Annotated in this window: 22 protein-coding genes and 1 pseudogene; 12 read left to right on the top strand and 11 right to left on the bottom strand. The window is 75.7% G+C overall.

Going from position 1 to position 25,133, the window contains the following annotated elements:
* Window positions 1-298: 298 nt before the first annotated feature.
* Window positions 299-3,664 (bottom strand): S41 family peptidase, encoded by a 3,366-nt coding sequence (locus ACYVO2_RS16975; protein WP_461008657.1) that lies wholly within the window; start codon window positions 3,662-3,664, stop codon window positions 299-301.
* A 440-nt stretch (window positions 3,665-4,104) separates the two neighbouring features.
* Between ACYVO2_RS16975 and ACYVO2_RS16970 the strand changes: the two are divergent.
* The 3 genes and pseudogenes from ACYVO2_RS16970 (at window position 4,105) to ACYVO2_RS16960 (ending at window position 6,742) form a co-directional block, all read left to right on the top strand.
* A pseudogene (locus ACYVO2_RS16970) lies at window positions 4,105-5,216 on the top strand (energy-coupling factor ABC transporter permease).
* Between the two features lie 6 nt (window positions 5,217-5,222).
* On the top strand, window positions 5,223-5,987 hold the full coding sequence (cbiQ, locus tag ACYVO2_RS16965) for a cobalt ECF transporter T component CbiQ (RefSeq protein ID WP_461008656.1): 765 nt from the start codon (window positions 5,223-5,225) through the stop codon (window positions 5,985-5,987).
* Window positions 5,972-6,742, top strand: a complete 771-nt coding sequence (locus ACYVO2_RS16960; protein WP_461008655.1) for an energy-coupling factor ABC transporter ATP-binding protein — start codon at window positions 5,972-5,974, stop codon at window positions 6,740-6,742. Before cbiQ ends, ACYVO2_RS16960 begins: the two co-directional genes overlap by 16 nt.
* A gap of 46 nt (window positions 6,743-6,788) precedes the next feature.
* Here the strand turns inward: ACYVO2_RS16960 and ACYVO2_RS16955 are convergent, their stop codons facing one another.
* Window positions 6,789-7,286, bottom strand: coding sequence for a universal stress protein (locus ACYVO2_RS16955; RefSeq protein WP_461008654.1), 498 nt, complete (start codon window positions 7,284-7,286; stop codon window positions 6,789-6,791).
* Between the two features lie 123 nt (window positions 7,287-7,409).
* Between ACYVO2_RS16955 and ACYVO2_RS16950 the strand changes: the two genes are divergently transcribed.
* Window positions 7,410-7,661 (top strand): helix-turn-helix transcriptional regulator, encoded by a 252-nt coding sequence (locus ACYVO2_RS16950; protein WP_461008653.1) that lies wholly within the window; start codon window positions 7,410-7,412, stop codon window positions 7,659-7,661.
* Window positions 7,658-8,149 (top strand): hypothetical protein, encoded by a 492-nt coding sequence (locus tag ACYVO2_RS16945; protein WP_461008652.1) that lies wholly within the window; start codon window positions 7,658-7,660, stop codon window positions 8,147-8,149. Before ACYVO2_RS16950 ends, ACYVO2_RS16945 begins: the two co-directional genes overlap by 4 nt.
* Before the next feature lie 4 nt (window positions 8,150-8,153).
* Here ACYVO2_RS16945 and ACYVO2_RS16940 read toward each other — a convergent pair whose 3' ends face one another.
* Window positions 8,154-9,425 carry an MFS transporter gene (locus ACYVO2_RS16940; protein ID WP_461008651.1) on the bottom strand — a complete coding sequence of 424 codons (1,272 nt, stop codon included), beginning with the start codon at window positions 9,423-9,425 and terminating at the stop codon, window positions 8,154-8,156.
* Between the two features lie 55 nt (window positions 9,426-9,480).
* Here ACYVO2_RS16940 and ACYVO2_RS16935 point away from each other — a divergent pair, with 55 nt between their 5' ends.
* Together ACYVO2_RS16935 and ACYVO2_RS16930 are read left to right on the top strand one after the other, a co-directional pair.
* Window positions 9,481-10,491, top strand: a complete 1,011-nt coding sequence (locus ACYVO2_RS16935; RefSeq protein WP_461008650.1) for an ArsR/SmtB family transcription factor — start codon at window positions 9,481-9,483, stop codon at window positions 10,489-10,491.
* Between the two features lie 28 nt (window positions 10,492-10,519).
* Entirely contained in the window at window positions 10,520-11,257 is a 738-nt protein-coding gene (locus tag ACYVO2_RS16930; RefSeq protein WP_461008649.1) for a GNAT family N-acetyltransferase, read from the top strand.
* A 37-nt stretch (window positions 11,258-11,294) separates the two neighbouring features.
* On the opposite strand, the gene ACYVO2_RS16925 is transcribed toward ACYVO2_RS16930, so the two are convergent.
* The 7 genes from ACYVO2_RS16925 to rsmI all read right to left on the bottom strand — a co-directional run bounded on the left by ACYVO2_RS16925 (window position 11,295) and on the right by rsmI (window position 18,302).
* A complete protein-coding gene (locus tag ACYVO2_RS16925; protein ID WP_461008648.1) occupies window positions 11,295-12,197 on the bottom strand; it encodes a 4-(cytidine 5'-diphospho)-2-C-methyl-D-erythritol kinase in 903 nt (300 codons plus the stop codon).
* 61 nt (window positions 12,198-12,258) lie between these two features.
* Window positions 12,259-13,131 carry a 16S rRNA (adenine(1518)-N(6)/adenine(1519)-N(6))-dimethyltransferase RsmA gene (gene rsmA, locus ACYVO2_RS16920; RefSeq protein WP_461008647.1) on the bottom strand — a complete coding sequence of 291 codons (873 nt, stop codon included), beginning with the start codon at window positions 13,129-13,131 and terminating at the stop codon, window positions 12,259-12,261.
* The gene (locus ACYVO2_RS16915; RefSeq protein WP_461008646.1) at window positions 13,128-14,105 is read right to left on the bottom strand and encodes a ubiquitin-like domain-containing protein; all 978 of its coding nucleotides are present in this window, start codon (window positions 14,103-14,105) and stop codon (window positions 13,128-13,130) included. Before ACYVO2_RS16915 ends, rsmA begins: the two co-directional genes overlap by 4 nt.
* Window positions 14,106-14,221: 116 nt before the next feature.
* Window positions 14,222-15,094, bottom strand: coding sequence for a TatD family hydrolase (locus ACYVO2_RS16910; protein WP_461008645.1), 873 nt, complete (start codon window positions 15,092-15,094; stop codon window positions 14,222-14,224).
* On the bottom strand, window positions 15,091-16,728 hold the full coding sequence (metG, locus tag ACYVO2_RS16905) for a methionine--tRNA ligase (RefSeq protein WP_461008644.1): 1,638 nt from the start codon (window positions 16,726-16,728) through the stop codon (window positions 15,091-15,093). The genes ACYVO2_RS16910 and metG overlap by 4 nt, the downstream gene beginning before the upstream one ends.
* A gap of 74 nt (window positions 16,729-16,802) precedes the next feature.
* On the bottom strand, window positions 16,803-17,240 hold the full coding sequence (locus tag ACYVO2_RS16900) for a hypothetical protein (protein ID WP_461008643.1): 438 nt from the start codon (window positions 17,238-17,240) through the stop codon (window positions 16,803-16,805).
* A 201-nt stretch (window positions 17,241-17,441) separates the two neighbouring features.
* A complete protein-coding gene (gene rsmI / locus ACYVO2_RS16895; protein WP_461008642.1) occupies window positions 17,442-18,302 on the bottom strand; it encodes a 16S rRNA (cytidine(1402)-2'-O)-methyltransferase in 861 nt (286 codons plus the stop codon).
* Between the two features lie 54 nt (window positions 18,303-18,356).
* Here rsmI and ACYVO2_RS16890 point away from each other — a divergent pair, with 54 nt between their 5' ends.
* Window positions 18,357-20,072, top strand: coding sequence for a dolichyl-phosphate-mannose--protein mannosyltransferase (locus ACYVO2_RS16890; protein ID WP_461008641.1), 1,716 nt, complete (start codon window positions 18,357-18,359; stop codon window positions 20,070-20,072).
* 40 nt (window positions 20,073-20,112) lie between these two features.
* Here ACYVO2_RS16890 and ACYVO2_RS16885 read toward each other — a convergent pair whose 3' ends face one another.
* A complete protein-coding gene (locus ACYVO2_RS16885; RefSeq protein WP_461008640.1) occupies window positions 20,113-20,610 on the bottom strand; it encodes a VOC family protein in 498 nt (165 codons plus the stop codon).
* A gap of 364 nt (window positions 20,611-20,974) precedes the next feature.
* On the opposite strand from ACYVO2_RS16885, the gene ACYVO2_RS16880 reads away from it, so the two are divergent.
* The 4 genes from ACYVO2_RS16880 (at window position 20,975) to ACYVO2_RS16865 (ending at window position 25,009) form a co-directional block, all read left to right on the top strand.
* The gene (locus ACYVO2_RS16880; protein ID WP_461008639.1) at window positions 20,975-21,940 is read left to right on the top strand and encodes a DUF4328 domain-containing protein; all 966 of its coding nucleotides are present in this window, start codon (window positions 20,975-20,977) and stop codon (window positions 21,938-21,940) included.
* A gap of 155 nt (window positions 21,941-22,095) precedes the next feature.
* Window positions 22,096-23,874 (top strand): ABC-F family ATP-binding cassette domain-containing protein, encoded by a 1,779-nt coding sequence (locus ACYVO2_RS16875; RefSeq protein ID WP_461008638.1) that lies wholly within the window; start codon window positions 22,096-22,098, stop codon window positions 23,872-23,874.
* Between the two features lie 74 nt (window positions 23,875-23,948).
* On the top strand, window positions 23,949-24,434 hold the full coding sequence (locus tag ACYVO2_RS16870; protein WP_461008637.1) for a VOC family protein: 486 nt from the start codon (window positions 23,949-23,951) through the stop codon (window positions 24,432-24,434).
* Window positions 24,431-25,009 carry a TIGR03086 family metal-binding protein gene (locus tag ACYVO2_RS16865; RefSeq protein WP_461008636.1) on the top strand — a complete coding sequence of 193 codons (579 nt, stop codon included), beginning with the start codon at window positions 24,431-24,433 and terminating at the stop codon, window positions 25,007-25,009. The genes ACYVO2_RS16870 and ACYVO2_RS16865 overlap by 4 nt, the downstream gene beginning before the upstream one ends.
* The last annotated feature ends 124 nt before the right edge of the window (window positions 25,010-25,133 follow it).

Raw genomic sequence — 25,133 nt, 5'->3', positions numbered from 1 at the left:
CCACGTCGAGCAGGCCCTGCTGGAAGGCGCCACCCCGGCGCAGGTCCGCGCAGTGGTCCGGTTCACCAGCGAGTTCGGCTGCGTGAAGGCCGCCAACGCCCTGCGCGCCCTGGACGAGATCCTGGCCATCGCCGAGACCCGCGGGACCGCCGTCAGGCTCGTCGCCACCGCCGCCTGACCCCGCGACCGGCCCACCGCGCACCACACCGCAACCGCTCCGTCCCCGGGGCGCACCCACCACAGGGTGCGCCCCCGAGCGTTTCCGAGACCGAGCGTTTCCGAGACCCAGCCCGCCCCCTCACCGCGGCGGCAGCGGCGGCCGGCGCCGGTCGGGGCCCGACGCGCCCGCGGGCGGGGACGGCACCGGGGTGCGCTCCAGCAGCTCGAGCGCGACCTCCACCGCCTTCGCCAACTGGGGGTGCCGGCCCTCGGCCCAGTCCCGCGGGGTGCGCAGGACCTCGATGTCGGGGGCCACGCCGTGGTTCTCCACGCTCCAGCCGTACTCCTCGAACCAGGCCGCGTTCATGGGGACGGTGACCACGGTGCCGTCGCCGAGCCGGTGCCGCCCGGTCGTCCCGACGACCCCGCCCCAGGTGCGCGAGCCCACCACGGGTCCGAGCCGCAGCAGCTTCACCGCGGCGGTGATCATGTCGCCGTCGGAGCTGGTGGCGTGGTCGGCGACGGCGACCAGGGGGCCGCGCGGCGCGTCGCCCGCGTAGGAGACGGGCTGCGCGCCCCGGGTGACGTCCCAGCCGATGATGCGGCGGGAGAGCTTCTCCACCACCAGCTCCGAGATGTGCCCGCCCGCGTTGCCGCGCACGTCCACGATCAGCGCCGGCCTGCTCATCTCCTGGCGCACATCGCGGTTGAACTGCGCCCAGCCCGATCCGCCCATGTCCGGGATGTGCAGATAGCCGCACGCCCCGTCGCTGAGCTCGCGCACCAGGGCGCGGCGGGTGTCCACCCAGTCGTGGTAGCGCAGCGGCCGCTCGTCGATCAGGGCGACGACGGCGACGCGGTGCGCGGCGCTGCCGCCGTCCGCCGGGCGGAACGTCAGCTCCACCGTGGTGCCGCCCGCCCCCGCCAGCAGCGGCCAGGGCCCGCGCCCGGGGTCCACGGGCCGGCCGTCCACATGGGTGAGCGCGTCCCCGGCGTGCACGCCGGTGCCCGCGAGGGGGGAGCGCGCCCGGGGGTCGGAGGACTCGCCGGGCAGGATCCGCGTCACCCGCCAGGCGCCGCCGTCGTCGCGGGCGAAGTCGGCGCCGAGCAGCCCGATGGGCCGCTGGTAGGCGGGCGGACCCTCGTTGCGGCGGGCCGGGGTGACGTAGGCGTGGGAGGTGCCGAGCTCGCCGAGGACCTCGCGCAGCAGGTCGGCGAACTCGTCGGGGGAGGCCACCCGGTCCACCAGCGGCCGGTACTGGTCGAGTACCTCGCTCCACGGCACGCCGCCCATGTCCGGGGTCCAGAAGTAGTGCCGGGTGATCCGCCCGGCCTCGGCGTAGGCCTGCCGCCACTCGGCGGCGGGGTCGGCCTGGTGCTGGATGCGGCGCAGGTCCACCAGCACGGCCGCGTCCGGGTCGCGCTCGTAGGCGGGGACGACGGTGAGCAGGCCCTCGTCGGCGGTGACCAGGCGGGTGCCGTCGCCGCTGACGGCGAACCAGTCGAGTTGCCCCGCCAGCTCGGTGCGCACGCCCTTGGCCAGGTCGAAGTGGTCGAGCGCGGGCCGCCCCGAGGTGTCGGCCGGGTTGGCGTACGTCTCGCCGAGCGCCCCCGAGATCGGCCAGCGCAGCCACACCAGGCCGCCCGCGACCGCGGCCAGCGAGGAGTACTTGGACGCGGGGACGGGGAACGGCGTCACCCGCGACTCCAGGCCCTCCACCTCCACCTCGACCCGCTCGGCCTCCCCGGCCTCGTCCGGGTCGAGCCCGCCGCTGGGCGGCCTGCCCGCCACGGGCAGGGCGAACGGGGACGGGGTGCGGGAGGACAGCGGCACCAGGTAGGGGCGGCTGCCCAGCGGGAAGGAGTAGTCGCCGGTGTGCACGTCGTACACCGGGTCGAAGCCGCGCCAGGACAGGAACGCCAGGTACTTGCCGTCCCGGGTGAACACCGGCCGCTCGTCCTCGAACCGGCCGCTGGTGACGTCCACCACCGTGCCGTCGGCGAGGGACGCCATCCGGATCCGGTGCAGCGAGCGGCCCAGGTGCGGGTGGGACCAGGCCAGCCACGCCGCGTCGGGGGAGAACGCCAGGTGCCGCACCGGCCCGTTGTCGGAGCGCGCCAGCTCGGTGACGTCTCCCGAGGCGGCGTCCACCAGCAGCAGCCGCCCGTCGTCGGCCGCCACCGCGAGGGCGCGCCCGTCGGGCGCGGCCACCAGTTCGTGGACGCGGCCGACCCGGCCCGCGGCCAGCACCCGCGGCTCCTGCGCGCCGTCCGGGCCCCTGTCCGGCTCCTCGTCGGCGGCGGCCCGCGCGGCGGCGCGCCCCGGGGTGCCGGCGACCGCGACGCCGTCCTCGCCCGCGGCGTCGGTCACCCACGCGACCCGTCCCGTGTCGCCGAGCATCTCGGGCAGCCGGGCCCGCACCCCCGGCGTGTCCGCGATGACGCGGGCGGGGCCGTCCCGGTGGGTGAGCCAGTACACGCTGCCGCGCACGCACACGGCGCTGGCCCGGCCCGTGGTGTCGCAGGCCAGGCCGGTCAGGTGGGAGGCGGCCGGCACCTGGTGGGGGCGGCGTCCGGTGCGCGGCCCGCCCAGGTCGATCTCCAGGCGGCGGGGTGCGCCCTCGGGGTCCGCCAGGTCCTCGACCAGCCACAGCTCGCCCGCGCAGCCGTAGACGACGCGCTGCCCGTCGGTGGCGGCGTCGCGGGCGTAGAAGTCGTCGTGGTCGGTGTGGCGGCGCAGCCCCGAGCCGTCGGGCAGGCAGGAGTAGAGGTTGCCGACGCCTTCGTGGTCGGAGAGGAACGCCACCCGGCCGCCGACCACCATCGGGCAGGACAGGTGGCCGGGGGCGGCGGGCAGCAGCCGCTCGCCGTCCAGCCACAGCCGCCCGGAGGACCCGCCGCGGTAGCGCTTCCACGCGGGCGGGTCGTGCGGGGCCGTGTCGGTGAGCAGCAGGGTGTGCGCCGCGGTGGCGTACAGGTCGCCGACGGGGCCGTGCGGGAGCCTGCGGCCGGGGCCGCCGGTCGCCGGCAGGGCGTACGCCCACGAGTAGTGGGAGAACGGCTGGCCGTGGGAGGAGACGGCGAGGATCTCGTCGCCGCCGGGGAGCCACTGGCACACCCGGGCGTCGGTGCCGCCCCAGTACGTCAGGCGGGTCTCCTGGCCGCCGCCCACGGGGGCGAGGTACACCTCGGGGTCCAGGCTGCGCCAGGAGGTGTAGGCGACGTGGCGGCCGTCCGGGGAGATGCGGGGGCGGCCGAGGCGGGTGCGGTCGGCGGTCAGCCGCCATGCGCGGGCGGCGCCCTTCCCGAGCGGCCCGCGCCCCATCCCGGCGGCGGCGGTCCCGCCCGCCCCGGCCCCGTCCGTTCCGGTCCCGTCCGTCCCGTCCCCGGGCAGTCCGGCCGGTGGCACGGCCGCCAGCCACAGGTCGTCCTCGGCGACGAAGGAGAGGAGTTCGCCGCGCACGTGCGGAAAGCGCAGATACGCCCGTGAGGCCACGCCCTCCATGCTCGGCCGTCCGGCCGAACCGGGCAACTCGGACACCCGGAGGCCGGGCCGGGGAGCGCCCCACCCCGGACCGCGACCGCGATGCCGCACGGGAGCCGGGCAGCCGCTCCCGCGGAATCCAGGCGCCCACTCCCCGCAGGGACTCCTACCAGCCGCTCCGACGGAACCCAAGCAGCCGCTCCCACGCCCTCAAGCCACCCGTCCCCCCAGGTCCAGGCCCCGCCCCCCGAACCGCCCTCCCGAGCGGGGCCCGGGGCGCAGCCCCGGTGGGGGCCAGGGGGCGGAGCCCCTTGGCCCCGGGAGGAGACTTCCGCTCCCTCAACGCACGACCGCAGCTATTGCAAGTCGGTCGCAACAGGCCATTATCATCAGCAGGCTCACACACCCATTGGTCGCACTATCACACCCGCGGGCGGGATGTTCCGGGGAAAGGACCCCAGATGCACGTACCCGACGGATTCATCGACGCGCCGGTGTCGGTCGCGGCGGGAGCGGTCGCCGCGCTCGGCGTCGCCGCCGGGCTGCGCGGCGCCCGCCGCGAGCTCGACGAGCGGACGGCGCCGCTGGCCGGCCTGGTGTCCGCGTTCATCTTCGCCGTCCAGATGCTGAACTTCCCCGTCGCCGCGGGCACCAGCGGCCATCTGCTCGGTGGCGCGCTCGCCGCGATCCTCGTCGGCCCGTACACCGGTGTGCTGTGCATATCCGTGGTGCTGCTGATGCAGGCGCTGCTGTTCGCCGACGGCGGGCTCACCGCGCTCGGCGTCAACATCACCGACATGGCGGTCGTCGGCGTGCCCGTGGCGTACCTCACCTTCCGGCTGCTGGTCAAGGTGCTGCCGCGCGGCCGGGGGGCGATCACCGCCGCGTCGTTCGCCGCCGCCTTCGTCTCCGTCCCGGCCGCCGCCGCGATGTTCACCCTGCTGTATGCGGTCGGCGGGGTCACCGAGGTGCCGATCGGCCAGGTGGCCGGGTCGATGATCGGCGTGCACCTGCTCATCGGCATCGGCGAGGGCGTGATCACGGCGCTGACCGTGGGCAGCGTGCTCACCGTCCGGCCCGACCTGGTGCACGGCGCGCACGACCTGCGCGCGCCCCTGGAGCTGCGGGACGCGCCCGCGCCCGCCACCCCGAGCACCCCCGCGCCGTCCGCCCCGAGCGCCCCCGCCCCTGGCAAGACCGTGGGAGAGACCCTGTGACCGCCCCCCGCACCGCCTTCGGCGTCCGCACCCGCACCCTGTGGATCGCCGGTGCCCTGCTCGCGCTGCTCCTGGCCGGGTTCGTCAGCTACTACGCGTCCGGCGAGCCCGACGGCCTGGAGAAGGTCGCCGCGGAGGAGGGCTTCGACAAGGGCGCCGAGGAGCACGACCTGGCCGACTCCCCGCTGGCCGATTACCAGACGAAGGACGTGGACGACGCGCGCCTGTCCGGCGGCATCGCCGGGGTCGTCGGCGTCACCGCGACGCTGGCCGTGGGCACCGGCGTGTTCTGGCTGGTCCGCCGCCGGGGCACGGGCGCGGACCGGCCGTCGCCCGCCGGGGACGGGACGGTCTGACCCGCCATGGGAGCCGGGCACGCGCACCGGCTGTACCGGCCCGCCGACTCGCCGGTGCACCGCCTGCCCCCGCACTGCAAGCTGGCCGCCGCCTTCACCTTCGTGCTGGTCGTGGTGGCCACCCCCCGCGAGGCGTACTGGGTGTTCGCCTGCCACGCGGCGCTGCTCGCCGCCGTCGCCGCGCTCGCCCGCGTCCCCGCGGGGCTGGTGCTGCGGCGGATGCTGATCGAGGTCCCGTTCGTGGCCTTCGCCCTGCTGCTGCCCTTCTTCGCGACCGGGGAGCGCACCGAGGTGCTGGGCGTCTCGCTGAGCGAGCCCGGACTGCTCGGCGCCTGGAACATCCTGGCCAAGGGCACCCTCGGCGTGGCCGCGTCCGTCCTGCTGGCCGCCACCACGGAGCTGCGCGCCCTGCTGCTCGGCCTCCAGCGGCTGCGCCTGCCGTCCCTGCTGGTGCAGATCGCGTCCTTCATGGTCCGCTACGGGGACGTGATCACCGAGGAGATGCGCCGCATGCGCATCGCCCGCGAGTCCCGCGGGCACGCCGCCCGCGGCGTCCGCTCCTGGCCGGTGCTGGCCAGGAGCGCGGGCGCCCTGTTCATCCGCTCCTACGAGCGCGGCGAACGCGTCCACCTGGCCATGGTCAGCCGGGGCTACACCGGCGCCATGCCGGTGCTGGACGGGACCGCCGCGCCCCGCTCGGCGTGGGCCGCCGCCTGCGCGCTGCCCGCCGCGGCCCTGGCCGTGTGCCTGATGGGATGGTGGACCCTGTGACGACGACCCCGCCCCCGCCCTCCCTCCAGGTGCGGGACCTCGCCTACGCCTACCCCGACGGCCACCAGGCCCTGTTCGGGGTGAACCTGGTGGTGGAGCGCGGCGATCGGGTGGCCCTGCTCGGCCCCAACGGCGCGGGCAAGACCACCCTGGTGCTGCACCTGAACGGCATCCTGACGGCGGGCCGCGGCACCGTGCGCGTCGCCGGCCTGCCGGTGGAGAAGGCGCATCTGAAGGAGATCCGCCGCCGGGTCGGCATCGTCTTCCAGGACCCCGACGACCAGTTGTTCATGCCCACCGTCCGGGAGGACGTGGCGTTCGGGCCGGCCACGCTCGGGCTGCGCGGCGAGGAGCTGGCCGCCCGGGTGGAGCGCGCCCTGGAACAGGTCGGCATGGCCGGGCACGCCGACCGGCCCCCGCACCACCTGTCGTTCGGGCAGCGCCGGCGGGTCGCCGTGGCCACGGTGCTGGCCATGGAGCCGGAGATCCTGGTGCTGGACGAGCCGTCGTCCAACCTCGACCCGGCGGGCCGCCGGGAACTCGCCGACGTGCTGCGCTCCCTGGACGTGACGGTGCTGATGGTCACCCACGACCTGCCCTACGCGCTGGAGCTGTGCCCGCGCTCGGTGGTGCTCTCGGGCGGCGTCATCGCGGCGGACGGCCGCACCCGGGACCTGCTGTGCGACGAGGCGCTGATGCGCGAGCACCGCCTGGAGCTCCCGTTCGGCTTCGACCCGCGCTCGGTGGCCGTCTGACGGGCGGCCGCCCGCCCGGGTCCGCGGGCCCGCCGCCGGCACCGGGTCAGGGCACCACCGTCACCGGCCACCTGCCCGCCCGGACCAGCCGGACCGCCACGGAGCCCGCCACCCGGTGCCCCGCCTTCATGGACGAGCCGACCAGCACCCCGTCGGCGAGCTCGGCGTCGGCGGTGCGGGCCAGCTCGGCGTACACGTCGCCGCGCACCGTGCGGAACTCCCAGGCGCGCATGCCGAGCTCGTCCATGTAGGCGCGGATGTCGCGGGCGAACTCCTCGGCCAGCTCGTCCTGGCTGCCGGCGATGAGGGCGGCCGACCCGGGGGTGAGGCCGGCCGCGCCGGAGAAGGCCTGCACGTAGACGAACACCAGCCGCGACCCCTGGCGGCGGGCGAGCCCGACCGCGTACGCGGCGGCCCGGATCGAGGTCTCCGAGCCGTCGACGCCGACCACCAGGACCCTCGGCCCGTCCGTGCCGAGTTCAAAGGTGCTCCGGTCGATGTGGGGCTCCTGGCGCTCCCAGGAACCGCTTTCCTCCGCCGTCATGGGGCCATGGTTTCACCCGGCGCACCGGCACGGTCACCCGCCGGTGGGACCGCGTCGCGCATTTATGCGGTTCTCTCCCGCGCTCTGTTGTCCTCCTGCCTCCGAATGTAGTACTTCTTATACATGAGTGAGCAGGTGCACAACCGCCTCGCCGTGGTGCGGGCGGAGCGGAAGGTCTCCCGGCAGCGGCTCGCCGAGGCCGTCGGCGCGCACTACCAGACCATCGGCTACATCGAACGCGGCGAGTACAACCCGAGCCTGCACCTGGCGCTGCGGATCGCGGAGTACTTCGACCTCCCGGTGGAGGCGCTGTTCTCCCTCGAGCCGTTCCGCCCGCTCACGGACGAGGTCTACCGAACGGGGAAGAAGCCATGACCGCCACCACGCGCTACGACCGGTACCTGCTCAGGACGATGAACGACCCGCGGCTGCACGCCGTCTCCGCGACCGCGGTGCGCCGCCGCCTGCTGGTGGCCGCCCACGTCGTCCTCACCGCCGCCGCCTTCGCCAACGTGCTCGCCCTGAAGGAGTGGCCGGGGCTGCTGGCCACCCTGCCCTTCCTCGTCCTGGTGTGGTGCGTGACCACCGGCGCCGTCAACGCGGCCACCCGCGGCCTGCTGGAGCTGCGCGCCCGCGTCCTGGACGAGCGGCAGCTCGCCGAGCGCGGCCGGGTGCACACCCTCGCCCACCGGGCGACCCTGGCCGTGGCGGGCCTCGCGCTCGCGGTGTCCCTCGTCGCCGAGGTGCCCGTGCCCGCCCCGGCCGTGGCGGGCGCCGCGGTGGCCGTGCTGTGGCTGATGCCGCTGTGGACGGCGTGCCTGACGGTGCGGGACGAGCCGGGGGAGGAGCCCGCCGCGGCCTGAGCCCTCACGGTGCCGCCGCCGGGGCCGGGCCCTTCGCGGGCGCCGGGTGCGGCGGCAGCGTGCGGCGCAGGCGCACCGGGGAGGCGAACACCGGCCAGAACGCCACCGCCAGCAGGCACCCGCCCACCCACAGGCCGGCGCGCACCCCGGCCAGCTCCCCCAGCACCCCGGCCACCGCCGCTCCGACCGCCAGCGCACCGGTCAGCATGAACCGGAACGTGGCGTTCATCCGCCCGAGCAGCGGGTCGGGGGTCAGCCGCTGCCGCAGCGACACCCCGAGCACGTTGTCCATCCCGGTCTTGACCATCACCACCAGCCACCCCGCCCCGGCCAGCCACAGCCAGCCGCCCCGGCCGATCAGCGGCACGGCCAGCGCGGCCGGCGCCACGCACAGCCCCATCAGGCCCAGCACCCGGCCGTGCCCCAGCCTTCGGGCGGCGGGCCCGGCGCACCGCGCGCCGAGCAGCAGGCCCACCCCGCCCGCCGCCCAGTACAGGCCGAGCACCCCGGCGGGCAGGTCCAGCTCGCGGGTGAACAGCAGCGGCAGCAGGGTGTTGACGATTTGCGCGCCGAGGTTGGTCAGCGACGCGGTGAACGCCAGCGCCCGCAGCTCGGGGTGGCCCAGCACATGGCGCAGCCCCTCGGCGACCGCCGCCCCGAGCCGGGCGGGCGGCAGTCGCCGCTCCCGTGCCCGCGGCGCCTCCGCCGCCCCGGCCAGCCGCAGCGCCGACGCCAGGTGCAGCACGGCCGTCACCGCCACCGCCGCCGGGGCGGCCAGCAACTGCACCAGGCCGCCGCCCGCGCCCCGGCCCGCCACGTTCCCCACCGCCTGGAGGCTCACCACCGCGGCGTTCGCCCGCACCAGGGCCTCGCGCTCCACCAGCCGGGGCAGGTGGCTCTGCGCGGCGACGTCGAAGAACACCGTGGCGCACCCGTTGAGCAGCACCACGGCGTAGAGCTGGCCCAGCGTCAGCGCGTTGAGCCACCACGCCACCGGCACCGAGGCGAGCAGGGCGGCCCGCGCCAGGTCCGCCGCCACCAGCACCCGGCGGTGCCGCGCCCGGTCCACCCACGCCCCCGCGGGCAGGCCGATCACCAGGAACGCGGCCCAGCTCAGCGCGGCCAGCAGCCCCGCCTGGCCCGGGCCCGCGTCCAGCGCCACCACCGCGACCAGCGGGACGGCGACATAGCCGACGTTGGCGCCCAGTTGGCTGAGCGCGGAGGCGGTGAACAGCGCCCGGAAGCCGGGGCTGCGCCAGGGACTCGCGATGACCATGCCGGTGAGGCTGCCGCAGCCGCGCGGCCGTCCCCAATGATTTAGTCTCGGCGAAATGGTGGTACCTGAGCACGGGGTCGAGCGCGTCGGTGGGACCCTGGACATCGAGTTCTCCGCGGAGGACGTCGCCCGCACCCGCTTCGCCGTCTCCCCGCTGTGGGAGGTCGTGGCCAGCGTCCGGGTGCTGAAGGGAGCCGACGAGCAGGGCCTGCACCGCCGCTGGGCCGACCGCGTCCGCCCGCTGCTGGCCGCCTCGGGCCTGGACCTGTCCCCGCTGACCCGCCTGGTGCCCGTCCCCACCACCGGCATCCCCGGCTTCCTCGTCCCCCCGCCCACCACCCCGCAGCCCTCCCTCGAGGTGGAGCTCGCGGTGCTGCGCGCCACCCCGCCGGAGGCCCTGCGCACGTCCACCCCGCAGGCCGAGGCGGGCGTCGCCGCCCTGCGCGCGGACCCGGGGCGGGCCCTCGACCGCCTGGCCGACGTGATCGCCGCCTACTGGGAGATCGCCCTGGCGCCCCACTGGCCCCGGATCTCGTCCCTGCTCGAAGGGGACGTGCTGCACCGCGCCCGGCACTTCGCCGAGGGCGGCGCCCGCCGCCTGTTCGCCGACCTCGACCCGCAACTGACCTGGGAGTCCGGCACCCTCCAGCTCACCCACCGCTGCGTGCGCGGCGCGCACCGGCTCGACGGCCGGGGCCTGCTGCTGGTGCCGTCCGCGTTCGTGTGGCCGCGGATCTTCTCCACCGTCGGCACCGACGAGCGCCAGCCCACGCTGCGCTACCCGCCGCGCGGCGTGGGCACCCTGTGGGAGCCCCCCGCCCGGCCGGTGCCGCAGGCCCTGGCCCGGGTGCTGGGCCGCAGCCGCGCCCTGCTGCTCGCCGAGCTGTCCGCGCCCGCCTCCACCACGGCCCTCGCCCGCCGCACCGGCCTCACCGCGGGCGGCGTCTCCCAGCACCTGACGGCCCTGAAGGCGGCGGGCCTGGTGTCGGCGCACCGCACGGGCCGCGAGGTGCTGTACGCGCGGACCAGGGTGGGGGAGGCGCTGGTCGACGCGGGCGCCGCCTGACGCCCCCCGGACCCCCTAGGGTGGCCGCATGCCCACAGCCGACCACACCGTGCTGCCGGCGCTCGCGGAGAACCACTTCGCGTTCATGGCCGCGCACCGAGGCTCGCTCCGCAGGACGGCCACCTCGATCGAACTGGTCGGCACAGCCGACTTCCTGTCCTGCTGGACGCCGCTGGCCGCCTCCGCCGAGGTCCCCGAGTCGGTCCGGTGCGTGCGGGCGTTCCCCTGGAACGACCCGTCGTGGCCCGGACGGCTCCGGGACCTCGGCTTCACCCCGGCCGGACGGCTTTCGTACATGGAGGCACCCGTCACACCGGGCCGGCCCGGACTTCCCGAGGGCGTCGATGTCGCGGTGGTCGCCTCGGACGAGGACGCCGTGGCGTTCGCCGAGACGCAGGCCGCGGGCTTCCTTTCGCCGGACGACCGGGACGCCGGGTGGTGGCGCGCCCTGTTCCGCGAGACGGCCCTGCGGAACCACGCGGATCCGGCGCAGACCTTCTATCTGCTGCGCCGCGGGGGCGAACCCGCCGCCGTCGGCCTCACGGTCGCCGCCGGCGGGGTCACCGGGATCTACGCCGTCGCCACGTCCCCGAGGCACCGCCGCCGGGGCTTCGCCGGCCTGCTGCTGGAGAGGATCCGCCACGACGCCCACCGGCGGGGCGAGACCGTGCTGGGCCTCCAGGTGGAGGTGGGCTCGGCCGCCGAACGCCTCTACCTCGGGGCCGGGTTCACCCGGAGTTTCCTCTCCACGATCCACGGGCGCTGAGCTCCGCCGCCCCCTCCCGCGACCGGGCAGGCCCTGGCTAGCCCACGACCCCCGCCCCCGGCACCGGCCCGTGGGCGACCCGCACCGCCCGGCAGGTGCCCGACGTCAGCAGGGCCTCCGCGACGTCGTTGGCGGACTCCGGGTTCTTGGCCAGGAACGCGCAGGTGGGTCCCGAGCCGGAGACCAGGGCGCCAAGGGCGCCCGCCTCCGTGCCGGCGCGCAGGGTCGCGGCCAGCTCGGGGCGCAGCGACAGGGCGGCGGCCTGGAGGTCGTTGGAGGTGCCCAGCAGCGGGCCGAGCGCGGTGGGGTCGCCGGCGCGCAGCGCCCGGAGCAGGGCGGCGGAGGGGGCGGGCGCGGGCGGGTCGGCGCGCAGCCGGTCGTACTCGCGGAACACCGCGGGCGTGGACAGGCCGCCCTCGGCGACGGCGAACACCCAGTGGAACACCCCGCCGGCCGGCACGGGTTCCAGGTGCTCGCCCCGGCCCCGGCCCAGCGCCACCCCGCCGAGCAGGGCGAAGGGCACGTCGCTGCCCAGCTCGGCGGCCATGGCGTGCAGCTCCTCCGGCGGGGTGCGCAGCCCCCACAGCGCGTCGCAGGCGACCAGCGCCGCCGCGCCGTCCGCGCTTCCGCCGGCCATGCCGCCCGCCACCGGGATGTCCTTGGCGATGTGCAGGTGCACCGCCGCCTCCCGGCCGTGCCGGGCGGCGAGCAGGCGGGCGGCCCGCGCCGCCAGGTTGGTGTCGTCCACCGGCACCCGGTGCGCGTAGGGGCCGGAGGCCGTCACCCGCAGGGAGTCCGCCTCGGTGACCGTCACCTCGTCGTACAGCGCGACGGCCAGGAAGACCGTGGCCAGGTCGTGGTAGCCGTCCGGGCGGGGCCCGCCGACGGCCAGTTGCACGTTGACCTTCGCGGGGACGCGGACAGTGAGGGACGACGGCACGGGTGGGGCTCCCAACGGTTGCGTGCGGATACGTCGGCGCTGACACGTCAGCCGGGATGCGTCAGCGGGGGCGGTGCTCGGCCAGGCGGGCGAACTCCGCCACGGTCAGGGACTCGCCCCTGGCCTGCGGCGGGATGCCCGCGGCGACCAGCGCGGACTCGGCGGCCGCGGCCGATCCCGCCCAGTTGGCCAGGGCGGCGCGCAGCGTCTTGCGGCGCTGGGCGAACGCGGCGTCCACCACGGCGAAGACCTCCTCGCGGGTGGCGCCGGTCCGCGGCGGGGTGCGGCGGACCAGGGAGACCAGGCCGGAGTCCACGTTCGGGGCGGGCCAGAACACCGTGCGGCCGATCGCCCCGGCGCGGCGGACCTCCGCGTACCAGGCCGCCTTCACCGACGGCACCCCGTAGACCTTGCTGCCCGGCGCGGCCGCCAGCCGGTCGGCGACCTCGGCCTGCACCATCACCAGGGTGCGCTCGATGCCGGGGAACGTCTGGAGCATGTGCAGCAGCACCGGCACGGCCACGTTGTACGGCAGGTTCGCCACCATCGCGGTGGGCGGCGGGCCCGGCAGCTCCGCGACCCGCAGCGCGTCCTGGTGGACCAGGGTGAAGCGGTCGGCGCGGCCCGGCAGGCGGGCCGCGACGGTGGTGGGCAGCGCCCGGGCCAGCGCCGGGTCGATCTCCACGGCCACCACCCGGTCGGCGGCCTCCAGCAGCGCCAGGGTGAGCGAGCCCAGCCCCGGGCCGACCTCCACCACCACGTCGTCGGGCCGGACCCCGGCGGTGCGCACGATGCGGCGCACCGTGTTGGCGTCGATGACGAAGTTCTGGCCGAGCTGCTTGGTGGGCCGCACCCCCAGCGCGGCGGCGAGTTCGCGGACGTCGGCGGGGGTGAGGAGGGAGCCCTGGTCGGGCGGCGGGGTGCTGGTGCTCACGTGAAGAGCCTACGGCCGCACACCGGCCACGGACTCGCCCCCTGCCGTACGTACAGGTGGCGGGCCCGCCAGGTCTGCTCGCCGCGGGAGGCCCGCTCGGGGCGGCCGGTGCCGCCGAGCTCCCGCCAGGTGCGGGCGGTCAACTGGTAGAGGCCGCCGTAGGTGCCCGACGGGTCCACCAGGTCGGCCCTGCCGCCGGTCTCGCACGCGGCCAGCGCGGACCAGTTCAGGCCCGCGGTGTCCGCGACCGAGGCCGGCAGGGGGCGGGTGCCGACCGCGACGACCTGGGTGACCGGCGCGCGCAGCACCTGCTCCGCCACCCGCACCGGGCGCCCGCCCGGGGTGCGGGAGGCGTAGGTGACGCGCCGCAGCCCCTCCTCGCCGCGCACCACGACGGTCTCGGCGCCCCGGAACAGGCCCGGGTCGCGGCGGCGCACCACGGGGAAGGGGACGGGCTCGTCCCGGGTGAGGGCCGCGCCGCGGATCCGGGTCACCTCGACCGCCAGGCCGTCGCGGGGGAAGCTCAGCCGCGGCACGGAGGTGGCGTCCCGCTCGCGCAGCGCGATCCCGGCCCCGGCCAGGGCGTCCTCCACCGTGAGGGCGGTGGTGCGCACCCGGTGGCGGCGGCCGTCCACGGTCACCGTCAGCTGGCGGGCCGGGGCGACGGTGACGGTGTCGCCGTCGGCCAGCGGGGTGCCCGGGGCGGGGGTGACAGCGTCGCGGCCGGTGACGCGCACCCGCCGCCGCTCCAGCAGCTCGCCGACGTCGCCGGCGAAGGTGTGCACGGTGCGCCGGGTGCCGTCCACCTCCAGGTGGACCTCCTTGTCGTGCTGCACGTACCCGGTGACCCCGCCCACCAGCGCCGTGATCACCAGCACCCGGGGCAGGAGCCGGCGCACCGGCGCGGAACCCGCCGGGCGGTGGCGCGCGGTGCGGCCGCGCGCCGCCCGATGGCTGCCGTGCGCGAATGTCATGGGCGCCGCCCCTCGTCCGTCGGCGGCCCCGGGCATCGCGGGGCCCGCGGGCAACGGACTGTAGCGGAGCGGGAGCTACCGGCCCAAGCCGGACATGGCGTGCCTGCGCGGTCGGGTCAGTAGTCGAACGCCCGTGCGGTATTCGCGGCGAGGGCGGTGGCGAGCTCGTCCTCGTCCACGCCCTTCACCGCGGCCATCGCGCGCACGGTGACCGGGATCAGGTACGGCGCGTTCGGGCGGCCCCGGAACGGCGCGGGCGTGAGGAACGGGGCGTCGGTCTCCACCAGCAGCAGCTCAAGCGGGGCCACCGCCAGGGCGTCCCGCAGCGGCTGGGCCGACTTGAAGGTGACGTTCCCCGCGAACGACATGTAGTAGCCGTGCTCGGCGCACACCTTGGCCATGGCCGCGTCGCCGGAGTAGCAGTGGAACACCACCCGCTCCGGCGCGCCCTCCTCGGCGAGGACCCGCAGCACGTCGTCGTGCGCCTCCCGGTCGTGGATGACCAGGGCCTTGCCGTGCCGCTTGGCCATGTCGACATGGCGGCGGAACGACTCCTGCTGGATCGCCGTGCCCTCGGGGCCGGTGCGGAAGTAGTCAAGGCCGGTCTCCCCGACCCCGCGCACCTGCGGCAGCGCGGCCAGGGCGTCGATCTCGGCCAGGGCCTCCTCCAGCGCCCGCCGCCCGCCCGGCGGCCTGCGCTGCCCGCTCCAGGTGTCGGGGTCGCCCAGCACCAGGCGCGGCGCCTCGTTCGGGTGCAGCGCCACGGTGGCCCACACCCGCTCGTGCTCGGCGGCCAGGTCGGCGGCCCAGCGGGAGCCGGGCACGTCGCAGCCCACCTGGACGACGGTGGTGACGCCGACCGACGCCGCCTTGGCGAGCCCCTCGGCGGGCGAGCCGTCCTGCATGTCCAGGTGGGTGTGCGAGTCCGCCACCGGCACCCGCAGCGGCTCCGGGAGCGGCGGCGCGGCCGCCTTGTCGTCCCTGCTCACGCCTGCTTCGGCTCCTCCAGCCGGGGGAAGAGCACCTCGCCCTTGGTGACCCGCGCGCCCGCCGGCAGCCGCCCCCAGTCGCCCGCCTCGCGCAGCGGCTGGTCCGCCAGCGCCCCCAGGTGCGGCTCGGCGCCCAGCGACGCCCACAGCTTCTCGCAGGTGGCCGGCATCACCGGGTTGAGCAGCACGGCGAGGGCGCGCAGCGACTCCGCCGCGGTGTACAGGATCGTCGCCAGCCGGGCTCGCGCCTCGGGCGATTCGTCCTTGGCGACCTTCCACGGCGCCTGCTCGGTCAGGTAGCCGTTGACCTGCTTGACGTAGTCGAAGACCGCGCCGATGCCACCGGAGAAGTCCAGGTGCTCCCCGATCCGCTCGTCCGCGACCCGCACCGTCTCCGCCAGCGCCCCGGCGAGCGCCCGCTCGGCGTCGCCCACGGCCGTGGCCCGCGGCAGCTCCCCGCCGAAGTACTTGCCGACCATGGCCGCCACCCGGGACGCCAGGTTCCCGAAGTCGTTGGCCAGCTCCGAGGTGTACCGGGCGGTGAAGTCCTCCCAGGAGAACGCGCCGTCCTGCCCGAAGGCGATGGCGCGCAGGAAGTACCACCGGAAGGCGTCCACGCCGAAGTGCGAGGTGAGCTGCTGCGGCGAGATGCCGGTCAGGTTGGACTTGCTCATCTTCTCGCCGCCGACCATCAGCCAGCCGTGCGCGAACACCCGGCCCGGCAGCGGCAGCCCGTTCGCCATCAGCATCGCGGGCCAGATCACGGCGTGGAACCGCAGGATGTCCTTGCCCACCAGGTGCACGTCGGCCGGGAAGGTGGACTCGAACCTGGCCTGGTCGGCGCCGTAGCCCACGGCGGTGGCGTAGTTCAGCAGGGCGTCCACCCACACGTAGATCACGTGCTTGGGGTCCCACGGGATCGGGATGCCCCAGTCGAACGCGGACCGGGAGATCGACAGGTCCTGGAGGCCCTGCTTCACGAACTGCACGACCTCGTTGCGCGCCGAGGCGGGCTGCACGAACTCCGGGTGCGCCTCGTAGTACTCCAGCAGCTTCGGGCCGTAGGCGGAGAGCTTGAAGAAGTAGTTCTCCTCCTTCAGCATCTCCACCGGCTTCTTGTGGACAGGGCACAGCTTCGCGCCGCCCTCGCCGTCCAGAAGCTCGCCCGGCGCCTTGAACTCCTCGCAGCCGACGCAGTACGGGCCCTCGTAGCCGCCCTTGTAGATCTCGCCCTTGTCGTACAGGTCCTGCACGAACTCCTGCACCCGCTCGGTGTGCCGCTTCTGCGTGGTGCGGATGAAGTCGTCGTTGGCGATCTCCAGGTGCTCCCAGAGGGGCTTCCACGCCTCCTCGACGAGCCTGTCGCACCACTCCTGCGGGGAGACCCCGTTCGCGTCGGCGGTGCGCATGATCTTCTGACCGTGCTCGTCCGTCCCGGTGAGGTACCACACCCGCTCGCCGCGCTGGCGGTGCCAGCGGGTGAGCACGTCGCCCGCGACGGTCGTGTAGGCGTGGCCGAGATGCGGGGCGTCGTTCACGTAGTAGATCGGCGTCGAGACGTAGAACGCCCGCCCGGCGTTCGCGCCACCGCCGGGGGTGCGCTCCGCGTGCTTGTCAGATCCAGTGGCCGCCATGGTGGGAAATCCTATCGGCCACGCCGGGGTGTGCCCCAAACCGTTGACCCGCGGGGTGGCGGCTCCCGCGCCGGTCAGGCGGCGGGACCCGACCCGCGGTGCGCCGCCGGGTGCAGGTGCCGCAGGACGCCCGCCAGGCTCCAGTGGTGGCGGGGCCGCTTCCCGTCCGCGCTCCGCTGCCCGGCGGCCCCGTCCGGGGACGCGGGCTCCTCGGTGGCCCGCCCGCGGCCGCGGCGCGCCCCGCCGCTGCCGGACGACACCGCCGACACCAGCCCCGCCCGCATGATCCGCACCAGGTGCCCGTCGCAGTTGTCGCAGGACGGGCGGGTCAGCGGCGAGGGCACGGCGCGGCCGTCGGCGCGGTAGGCCACCACCGTCCTGCCCTCCGCGTCGACGTGGTGCTCTATCTCGTACGCCTGCTCCCAGGCGTGCCCGCAGCGCATGCAGGCGAAGGAGTACGCCTCGTGGACGGTCTCGATGCCGGTGGCCGGTGTGCGCGCCGTGTCGCTCATGACTGCTCCCCATGCCCCACGGACGGCTTGTCCGTTGCGGGACTTTCCATCACCAGCCAACGCCCGCGGGGCCCCGTCCTTCGGCGGCTTGGCCCATCTCTTGGCTTACTTGGGGCAGATTTGGGCGTCCTGTGGCACGGGGTCGACCGTCCGCCGACGTTGCTTTACCCACCTCACCGCGGCCCGGCTCCCGCGCGGCGCTCAGCCCCCGGCGCCGCCCGCCGCGTGCTTGGCGGCGACCACGGCGTCGAACACCTCCCGCTTGGGCCGCCCCGTGGCCGCGGCCACCGCGGCGATGGCCTCCTTGCGGCGCTCGCCCGCCTCCTCCCGCTCCGCCACCGCGCGGGCCAGCTCCGCGGGGGACAGCTCCCGCGGCGCGCGCGGCGGGGCGCCCGCCACCACCACCGTGATCTCCCCGCGCACGCCCTCGCGCGCCCACGCCGCGAGCTCCTCCAGCGGGCCGCGCCTGACCTCCTCGTAGGTCTTGGTCAGCTCCCGGCACACCGCGGCCTGCCGGTCGGCCCCGAACGCCTCCGCCATCGCCGCCAGGGTCTCGGCCAGCCGGTGCGGCGCCTCGAAGAACACCAGGGTGCGCGGCTCGTCCGCGGACTGCGCCAGCCGGGACGCCCGCTCGCCCGCCTTCCGGGGCAGGAAGCCCTCGAAGCAGAAGCGGTCCACCGGCAGCCCCGACAGGGCCAGCGCGGTCAGCACCGCCGACGGGCCGGGCACCGCGGTCACCCGCACGCCCGCCGCCACGGCCGCGGCCACCAGCCGGTAGCCCGGGTCGGAAACCGACGGCATCCCCGCGTCCGTGACCAGCAGCACCCGCGCGCCGCCGGTCAGCTCCGCCACCAGGTCCGGGGTGCGCGCGGCCTCGTTGCCCTCGAAGTACGACACCACCCGCCCACGCGGCACCACCCCCAGCGCCGAGGTGAGCCGCCGCAGCCTGCGCGTGTCCTCGGCGGCCACCACGTCGGCCCCCGCCAGCTCCTGCGCCAGCCGGGGCGGCGCGTCCGCCACATCACCGATCGGGGTTCCCGCGAGCACCAGCACACCAGTCATCGGGCCATCCTCGCAGGGGGCGGCGGGGCGACGGGTGGGACCTACGATGGGCCGGTGAGCAGTGACACCGCGACACACGGACCGGCCACCGCCGAGGACGGCGAGGGGGCGGTGCCGCGGCGGCCCACCCTGTGGCAGCGGCGGCTGGAGTGGTTCGGGTACGCGGCGCCGCGGCCGACCCCGGTGCGCGAGCGGCTCGTCCCCCCGATGCCCGGTCTCGGGTGGCCGCTGCGGGCGCGGCTCGGCGCGTCACCGGCCACCGCCGACCGGCTGGCGCGGCTGCTCGGCTGGCTGGGCCCGCTGCTGGTCGCGGCGTTCGCGGGGGTGCTGCGCTTCCACAAGCTCGGGCAGCCCCGGGCGGTGATATTCGACGAGACGTACTACGCCAAGGACGCCTGGTCGCTGCTCCACCTGGGCTACGAGGGCACCTGGCCCGACGGCAAGCAGGCCAACGCCGACATCCTCGGCACCCCGCAGGAGATCCCCCTCGACCCCGCCGCGTCGTACATCGTCCACCCGCCCGTGGGCAAGTGGACCATCGCGATCGGCGAGCACTTCTGGGGCCTGAACCCGTTCGGCTGGCGGGTGATGATGGCGCTGCTCGGCACCCTGTCGGTGCTGATGCTGTGCCGCGTCGGGCGGCGCCTGTTCCGCTCCACCGCGCTGGGCTGCCTGGCGGGCTTCCTGCTGGCCGTGGACGGCCTGCACTTCGTGATGAGCCGCACCGCGCTGCTCGACCTGGTGGTGATGTTCTGGGTGCTCGCGGCGTTCGGCTGCCTGCTGGTGGACCGGGACCGGGCCAGGGCGAGGCTCGCCGCGGCCCTGCCGGACGGTGCCGCGGACGACGCCGTGGCCGGGCGGCTGTTCCTCGGGGCGCGGCCGTGGCGGATCGCGGCTGGGGTGTGCCTGGGGCTCGCCGGGGCCACCAAGTGGAACGGGTTCGTCTTCCTGGCGGCGTTCGGCGTCCTCACGGTGCTGTGGGACGCGGCGTCCCGGCGGGTGGCGGGGGCGCGGCACGCGTACTCCTCGGCGCTGCTGCGCGACGCGCCGCTCGCGTTCGTGTCCCTGGTGCCGGTCGCGGTCGCGGTGTACCTGGTGTCGTGGACCGGGTGGCTGGTCACCGACCGGGGCTACTTCCGGCACTGGGCGGACGACCGCCCGAGCCCGCTGCCGGACTTCCTGGACCCGCTGCGCAGCCTGTGGCACTACCACGCGGAGATGTACGACTTCCACCGCGGCCTGGAGTCACCGCACTCCTACGAGTCCAACCCGTGGAGCTGGCTGGTCCTGGGGCGGCCGGTGTCCTACTTCTACGACGACCCGCGGCGCGGCTTCGACGGCTGCGAGGCCCAGCACTGCGCCAGGGAGGTGCTGGGCATCGGGACGCCGCTGCTGTGGTGGACGGCGATCCTGGCCCTCGGCTACCTGCTGTTCCGCTGGGCGCTGCGCCGGGACTGGCGGGCCGGGGCGGTCCTGTGCGGGGTGGCGGCCGGGTACCTGCCGTGGTTCATGTACCAGAACCGCACGATCTTCCTGTTCTACGCGGTGGTGTTCGTGCCCTACCTGTGCCTCGCGGTGGCCATGATGATCGGCGGGCTGATCGGCCCGCGGGGGGCGAGCGAGCGGCGCCGGATGTGGGGGGCGGTGGCGGCGGGTGTGCTGGTGCTGCTGATCGTGTGGAACTTCATCTACTTCCACCCGCTGTACACGGGCACCGCCATCCCGATGGACGAGTGGCGGGACCGCATGTGGCTGGACTCCTGGGTGTAGCCGGGCCCCCCGGCCGCGGGGAGCCCGGGCGCGGTCCCACTCAGGTGGCCGAGCCCGCGGCGGCGCCGGTGGCGCGGTCCGCGCCCCAGCGCTCCACGGCGGCCTCCAGGTCGAGCGGGAGCACCGCCGCGGCGCCGTCCGCGGGCCAGTCCTCGCGGGGGACCCGCCACATCACCTCGAACTCGATCCCGTCCGGGTCCCGGGCGTAGAAGGACTTCGACACGACGTGGTCGCTGGCGCCGATCAGGGCGCCGCGCTCGCGCAGCACCCGCCCGGCGGCGGTCAGCTCGCCGAGGGTGCCGACCTCCCACGCCAGGTGGTACAGGCCGGTGGTGCCGGGCGCGGGGGAGGCGGCCCGGTCGCCCACCGCGAACAGGCCGAGGTCGTGGTCGTTGTCGCTGCCGGGGGCGCGCATGAAGGCGGCCCGGCCCGGGAGGGAGGCGGTGACCTCGAAGCCGAGGGCGGCGCGGTAGAAGTCGACCGACCTCTCCACGTCCCGGACGTAGAGCACGGCGTGGTTGAGACGGCGGACGCTCATTGTGTACTCCATTTCTCAATATCTTACTGAGAAACTATATCTCCGTGGGAGAGGGAAGGGAAGGGCGAAAGGGCCGACGGGGGGCAAACGCGGCGAGGGGAGGAGCGGGGCGGCGGGGGAGACGGGCGGCGGCGCGGCCAAGAGCGGACGCGCAGGCAGGACCGCGGCGGCAGGACCGGGGCGCGGGAACGGCGCGGCGAACGACCGCGGGGGCGAAGGCCGCGGGACGGCCCCCGCACCGCACCCCGCGCCCCGCCCCCGGGGCGCGCGGTGGCGCGCCCCGCCCCGGCGAGCGCCTGCCTGCCGCCCGTGCGCGCCGTCCACTACCCTGGGGCGGCCATCGAGGACCTGGGGGGACCGCGCCGTGCTGTGTCAACGCTGCCAAGCCGCTGATGTCGGCGCCGACGGGCGCTGCCCGCGCTGCGACGGCGCCCCGCCGCCCCCGCCCGTCCACGCCCCCGGCATCGGGTACCGGCTCACCCCGGTCGCGGGGCTCGGTGTCGCGGCGGCGGCCATGCTGTGGGTGCTCGCGGGCCTGTACGCACTGCACCTGATCGCCGACATCCAGGCGTACAGCGACCTGGACGAGCCGACCACCCTGTTCTCGCCCGACGACCCGATCGACGAGGCCACCGACGGCTTCTACGAGACGATGGCGATGCTGAGCGGCATCACGGGCCTGGCGACCATCCCGGTGTTCCTGGTCTGGTTCCACCGGGTCCGCACCAACGCCGAGGTGTGGCTGCCGGGGCAGCACCGGTTCTCCCCCGGCTGGGCGGTCGGTGGCTGGTTCGTGCCGGTGGTCAACCTCTGGTTCCCCAAGATGATCATCGACGACGTCTGCGTCGCCAGCGACCCGGCCCCGCGGCACGCCGCCGTCCAGCCCTACGGCCAGCCCCTGTACCAGCGCCCGGCCGCGGGCCTGGTCACCGCGTGGTGGGCCACCGGGCTGGCCTGGCTGGTCCTGTACTTCTTCGCCATGGTGGTCCTCGCCGGCTCCGGCCGGGACCTGGACGAGGCCGAGACCGGCCTGGTCCTCGTCTCCCTCGCCCACGCCTGCGCCATCGCCGCCGCCGTGCTCGCCGGGCTCGTCGTCCGGAGGGTCAGCGCCATGCAGGACACCCGCATGGCCGTCCCGGCGGGCGGCTACCCGCTCCCGCCGACCGTCTGCCCGACCCCGCCCCCGTACCAGGCCCCACCGGTCCCGCCGTCCACGCCGGTCCCACCGACCCCGCCGTCCACGCCGACCCCGCCGCCCGCTCCCCCCGCCCCTCCGGCGCCCGCCGCGCCCCCGGAGCCTCCCGCGCCCCCGGCCGCGCCGCCGCGGTAGCGCGCCGCCGCCCCGTTCCGGTTGGGGCGCGGCGGCCGGGCCGCACTAGTCTGGGGACGCGGTCGTCCCCGCCGCCCGCGGCGCGGCACCCCGGGGCGGGCGACCCGAGAGCACCACCGGCACGCAAGCACGCAGGACGCAAGAGAAGAGAAGAAGTGGCTGTCAACCTTGTGAACCTGGAGGCAGTGCGCAAGGTCTACGGCACCCGCACCCTGCTCGACGGCATCTCCCTCGGCGTCTCCGAAGGCGACCGCATCGGCGTGGTCGGCCGCAACGGCGACGGCAAGACCACCCTGATCCGGATCATGGCGCGGGCCGAGGAGCCCGACTCCGGCCGCGTCACCCACGCGGGCGGACTGCGCCTGGGGATGCTGGCGCAGGGCGACGCCCTCGACCCGTCCGCCACCGTCCGCCAGGAGGTCGTCGGGGACCGTCCCGACCACCAGTGGGCCGGCGACGCCAAGGTCAGGGACGTGCTCACCGGCCTGTTCGGCGGCCTGGACCTGCCCGGCTTCGCGCAGGGCATGGACACCGTGATCGGCCCGCTGTCCGGCGGCGAGCGCCGCCGCATCGCGCTCGCCAAGCTGCTGATCGCCGAGCAGGACCTGCTCGTCCTGGACGAGCCGACCAACCACCTCGACGTGGAGGGCATCGCCTGGCTCGCGGACCACCTGCGCGCCCGCCGCTGCGCCCTCGTCGTCGTCACCCACGACCGGTGGTTCCTCGACCAGGTCTGCACCCGCATGTGGGACGTGCAGTCCGCGTCCGTCCACGAGTACGACGGCGGCTACTCCGACTACGTCTTCGCCCGCGCCGAGCGCACCCGCATCGCGGCCACCGAGGAGGCCAAGCGGCAGAACCTGGTCCGCAAGGAGCTGGCGTGGCTGCGCCGCGGCGCCCCGGCCCGCACCTCCAAGCCGCGCTTCCGGATCGAGGCCGCCAACGAGCTGATCGCCGACGTGCCGCCGCCCCGCGACAGCGTGGAGCTGATGAAGTTCGCGGGCGCCCGCCTCGGCAAGACCGTCTTCGACCTGGAGGACGTCACCGTCACCGCCGGGGAGCGGACCCTGCTCCAGCACCTGACCTGGCAGCTCGGGCCCGGCGACCGGATCGGCCTGGTCGGCGTCAACGGCGCGGGCAAGACGTCCCTGCTCCGTGTCCTCGCCGACGCCGCCGCCACCCAGGGCGAGGCGCAGCCCGCCAAGGGCCGGGTCGTGGTCGGCAGGACCGTGCGGCTCGCCCACCTCTCGCAGGAGGTCGCCGAGCTCGACCCGCAGTGGCGGGTGCTGGAGGCCGTGGAGCGGGTCCGCCAGCGCGTCGACCTCGGCAAGGGCCGGGAGATGACCGCGGGGCAGCTCTGCGAGCGCTTCGGGTTCGTCAAGGAGCGCCAGTGGACGCCCGTCGGCGACCTGTCCGGCGGCGAGCGCCGGCGCCTCCAGTTGCTGCGGCTGCTGATGGACGAGCCCAACGTGCTGCTGATGGACGAGCCCACCAACGACCTGGACATCGAGACCCTCACCCAACTGGAGGACCTCCTCGACGGCTGGCCGGGCTCGCTGATGGTCATCAGCCACGACCGGTACTTCCTGGAGCGCACCACCGACCGGACCTACGCGCTGCTGGGCGACGGCACGATGCGGATGCTGCCGCGCGGCATCGACGAGTACCTGGAGCGCCGCCGCGCCGCCCGGGAGGCCGCGGCGCCGCCCGCCCCCAGGAAGAGCGGCGGCGACACCCGCGCCGCGCAGAAGGAGCTCGCCCGCATCGAGCGGCAGCTCGAGAAGCTCTCCGCCCGCGAGGACGAGCTGCACGCCGCCATGGCCGAGCACGCCACCGACTTCGCGAAGGTCGCCGAGCTGGACGCGGAGCTGCGCGAGCTGAAGGACAAGCGGGACGAGCTGGAGACGGCCTGGCTGGAACTCGCCGAAGGATGAGTCCGCGGCACCGATGAGTTTCCGCGGCGGCCGCGGTCGGTACGGGTGCAGGAACACACACCCAGGAGGTACCGATGGCCAGCAGCGGATTCACCACGTGTCTGTGGTTCGACGGCCGGGCCGAGGAAGCGGCCCAGTACTACGTGTCGGTCTTCAAGGACTCCCGGCTCGGCCGGGTGGTCCGCTCCGCCGAGGAGGGCATGGGCCCCGCCGGGTCGGTGGTCTTCGTGGAGTTCGAGGCCAACGGCCAGAAGTTCGTCGCCCTCAACGGCGGGCCCCAGTTCACCTTCAGCGAGGCGATCTCCTTCCAGATCCCCTGCGCGGACCAGGCCGAGGTCGACCACTACTGGTCCGTCCTCACCGACGGCGGCGAGGAGAGCCAGTGCGGCTGGCTGAAGGACCGGTACGGGGTGTCCTGGCAGGTCTTCCCCGCCGAGCTGCTCGACATGATCGGCGACCCGGACCCGGAGAAGGCCGCCCGGACCGCGCGGGCGATGTACGGCATGCAGAAGCTGGACCTCGCGGCCCTGCGCGCCGCCCACCAGGGCACCGCCGCGTGAGCGGCCCCGCGCCCGTGGCCCCCGCGCCCGTGGACCTCGCCCCCGCCGCGCGGCGGGTGGCCGCCCTGCTCGACGGCGTCGGCGACGACCGGCTGGCCGACCCCACCCCCTGCTCCGAGTACACCGTGCGGGACCTGATCGACCACCTGCTCGGCCTGGCCGTCGCCTTCCGGGACGGCGCCGGGAAGCGGGCCACGGAGCGGGTCCCCGAGGCCGGCGACTGGCGCACCGCGCTGCCCGAGCGGCTGGCGGAGCTGGCCGCCGCCTGGCGGGAGCCCGGCGCGTGGGAGGGCGTCACCGAGGTGGGCGGGGTCACCGCGCCCGCGCCCATGATCGGCAGGTTCGCCCTCAACGAGCTGGTCGTCCACGGCTGGGACCTGGCCCGCGCCACCGGGCAGCCCTACGCGCCGGACCCGGGCGAGCTGGACGAGCTGCTGCCGCTGCTGACCGAGACGGCGGGCACGTCCTCGGGGGAGGGCCCCTTCGGGCCGCCCGTCGAGGTCCCCGCGGACGCGCCCCCGCTCGACCGCGTCGTCGCCTTCACCGGCCGCGACCCGGCCTGGTCCCGCCCCTGAGCGACCGGGGTGTACCCAGCACCACCGGCCGTCCACCGCCTGGGCCCATCCCGCCCGGCCCGCGGCGCCCCTAGCGTCGGAGCACGGGCCGCCCGCGGGGGCGGCGCAGGCAGGGAGGGGCCGA

The sequence above is a fragment of the Streptomyces capparidis genome (assembly GCF_054782095.1).
This window is presented reverse-complemented; position numbering and strand designations above follow the sequence as displayed.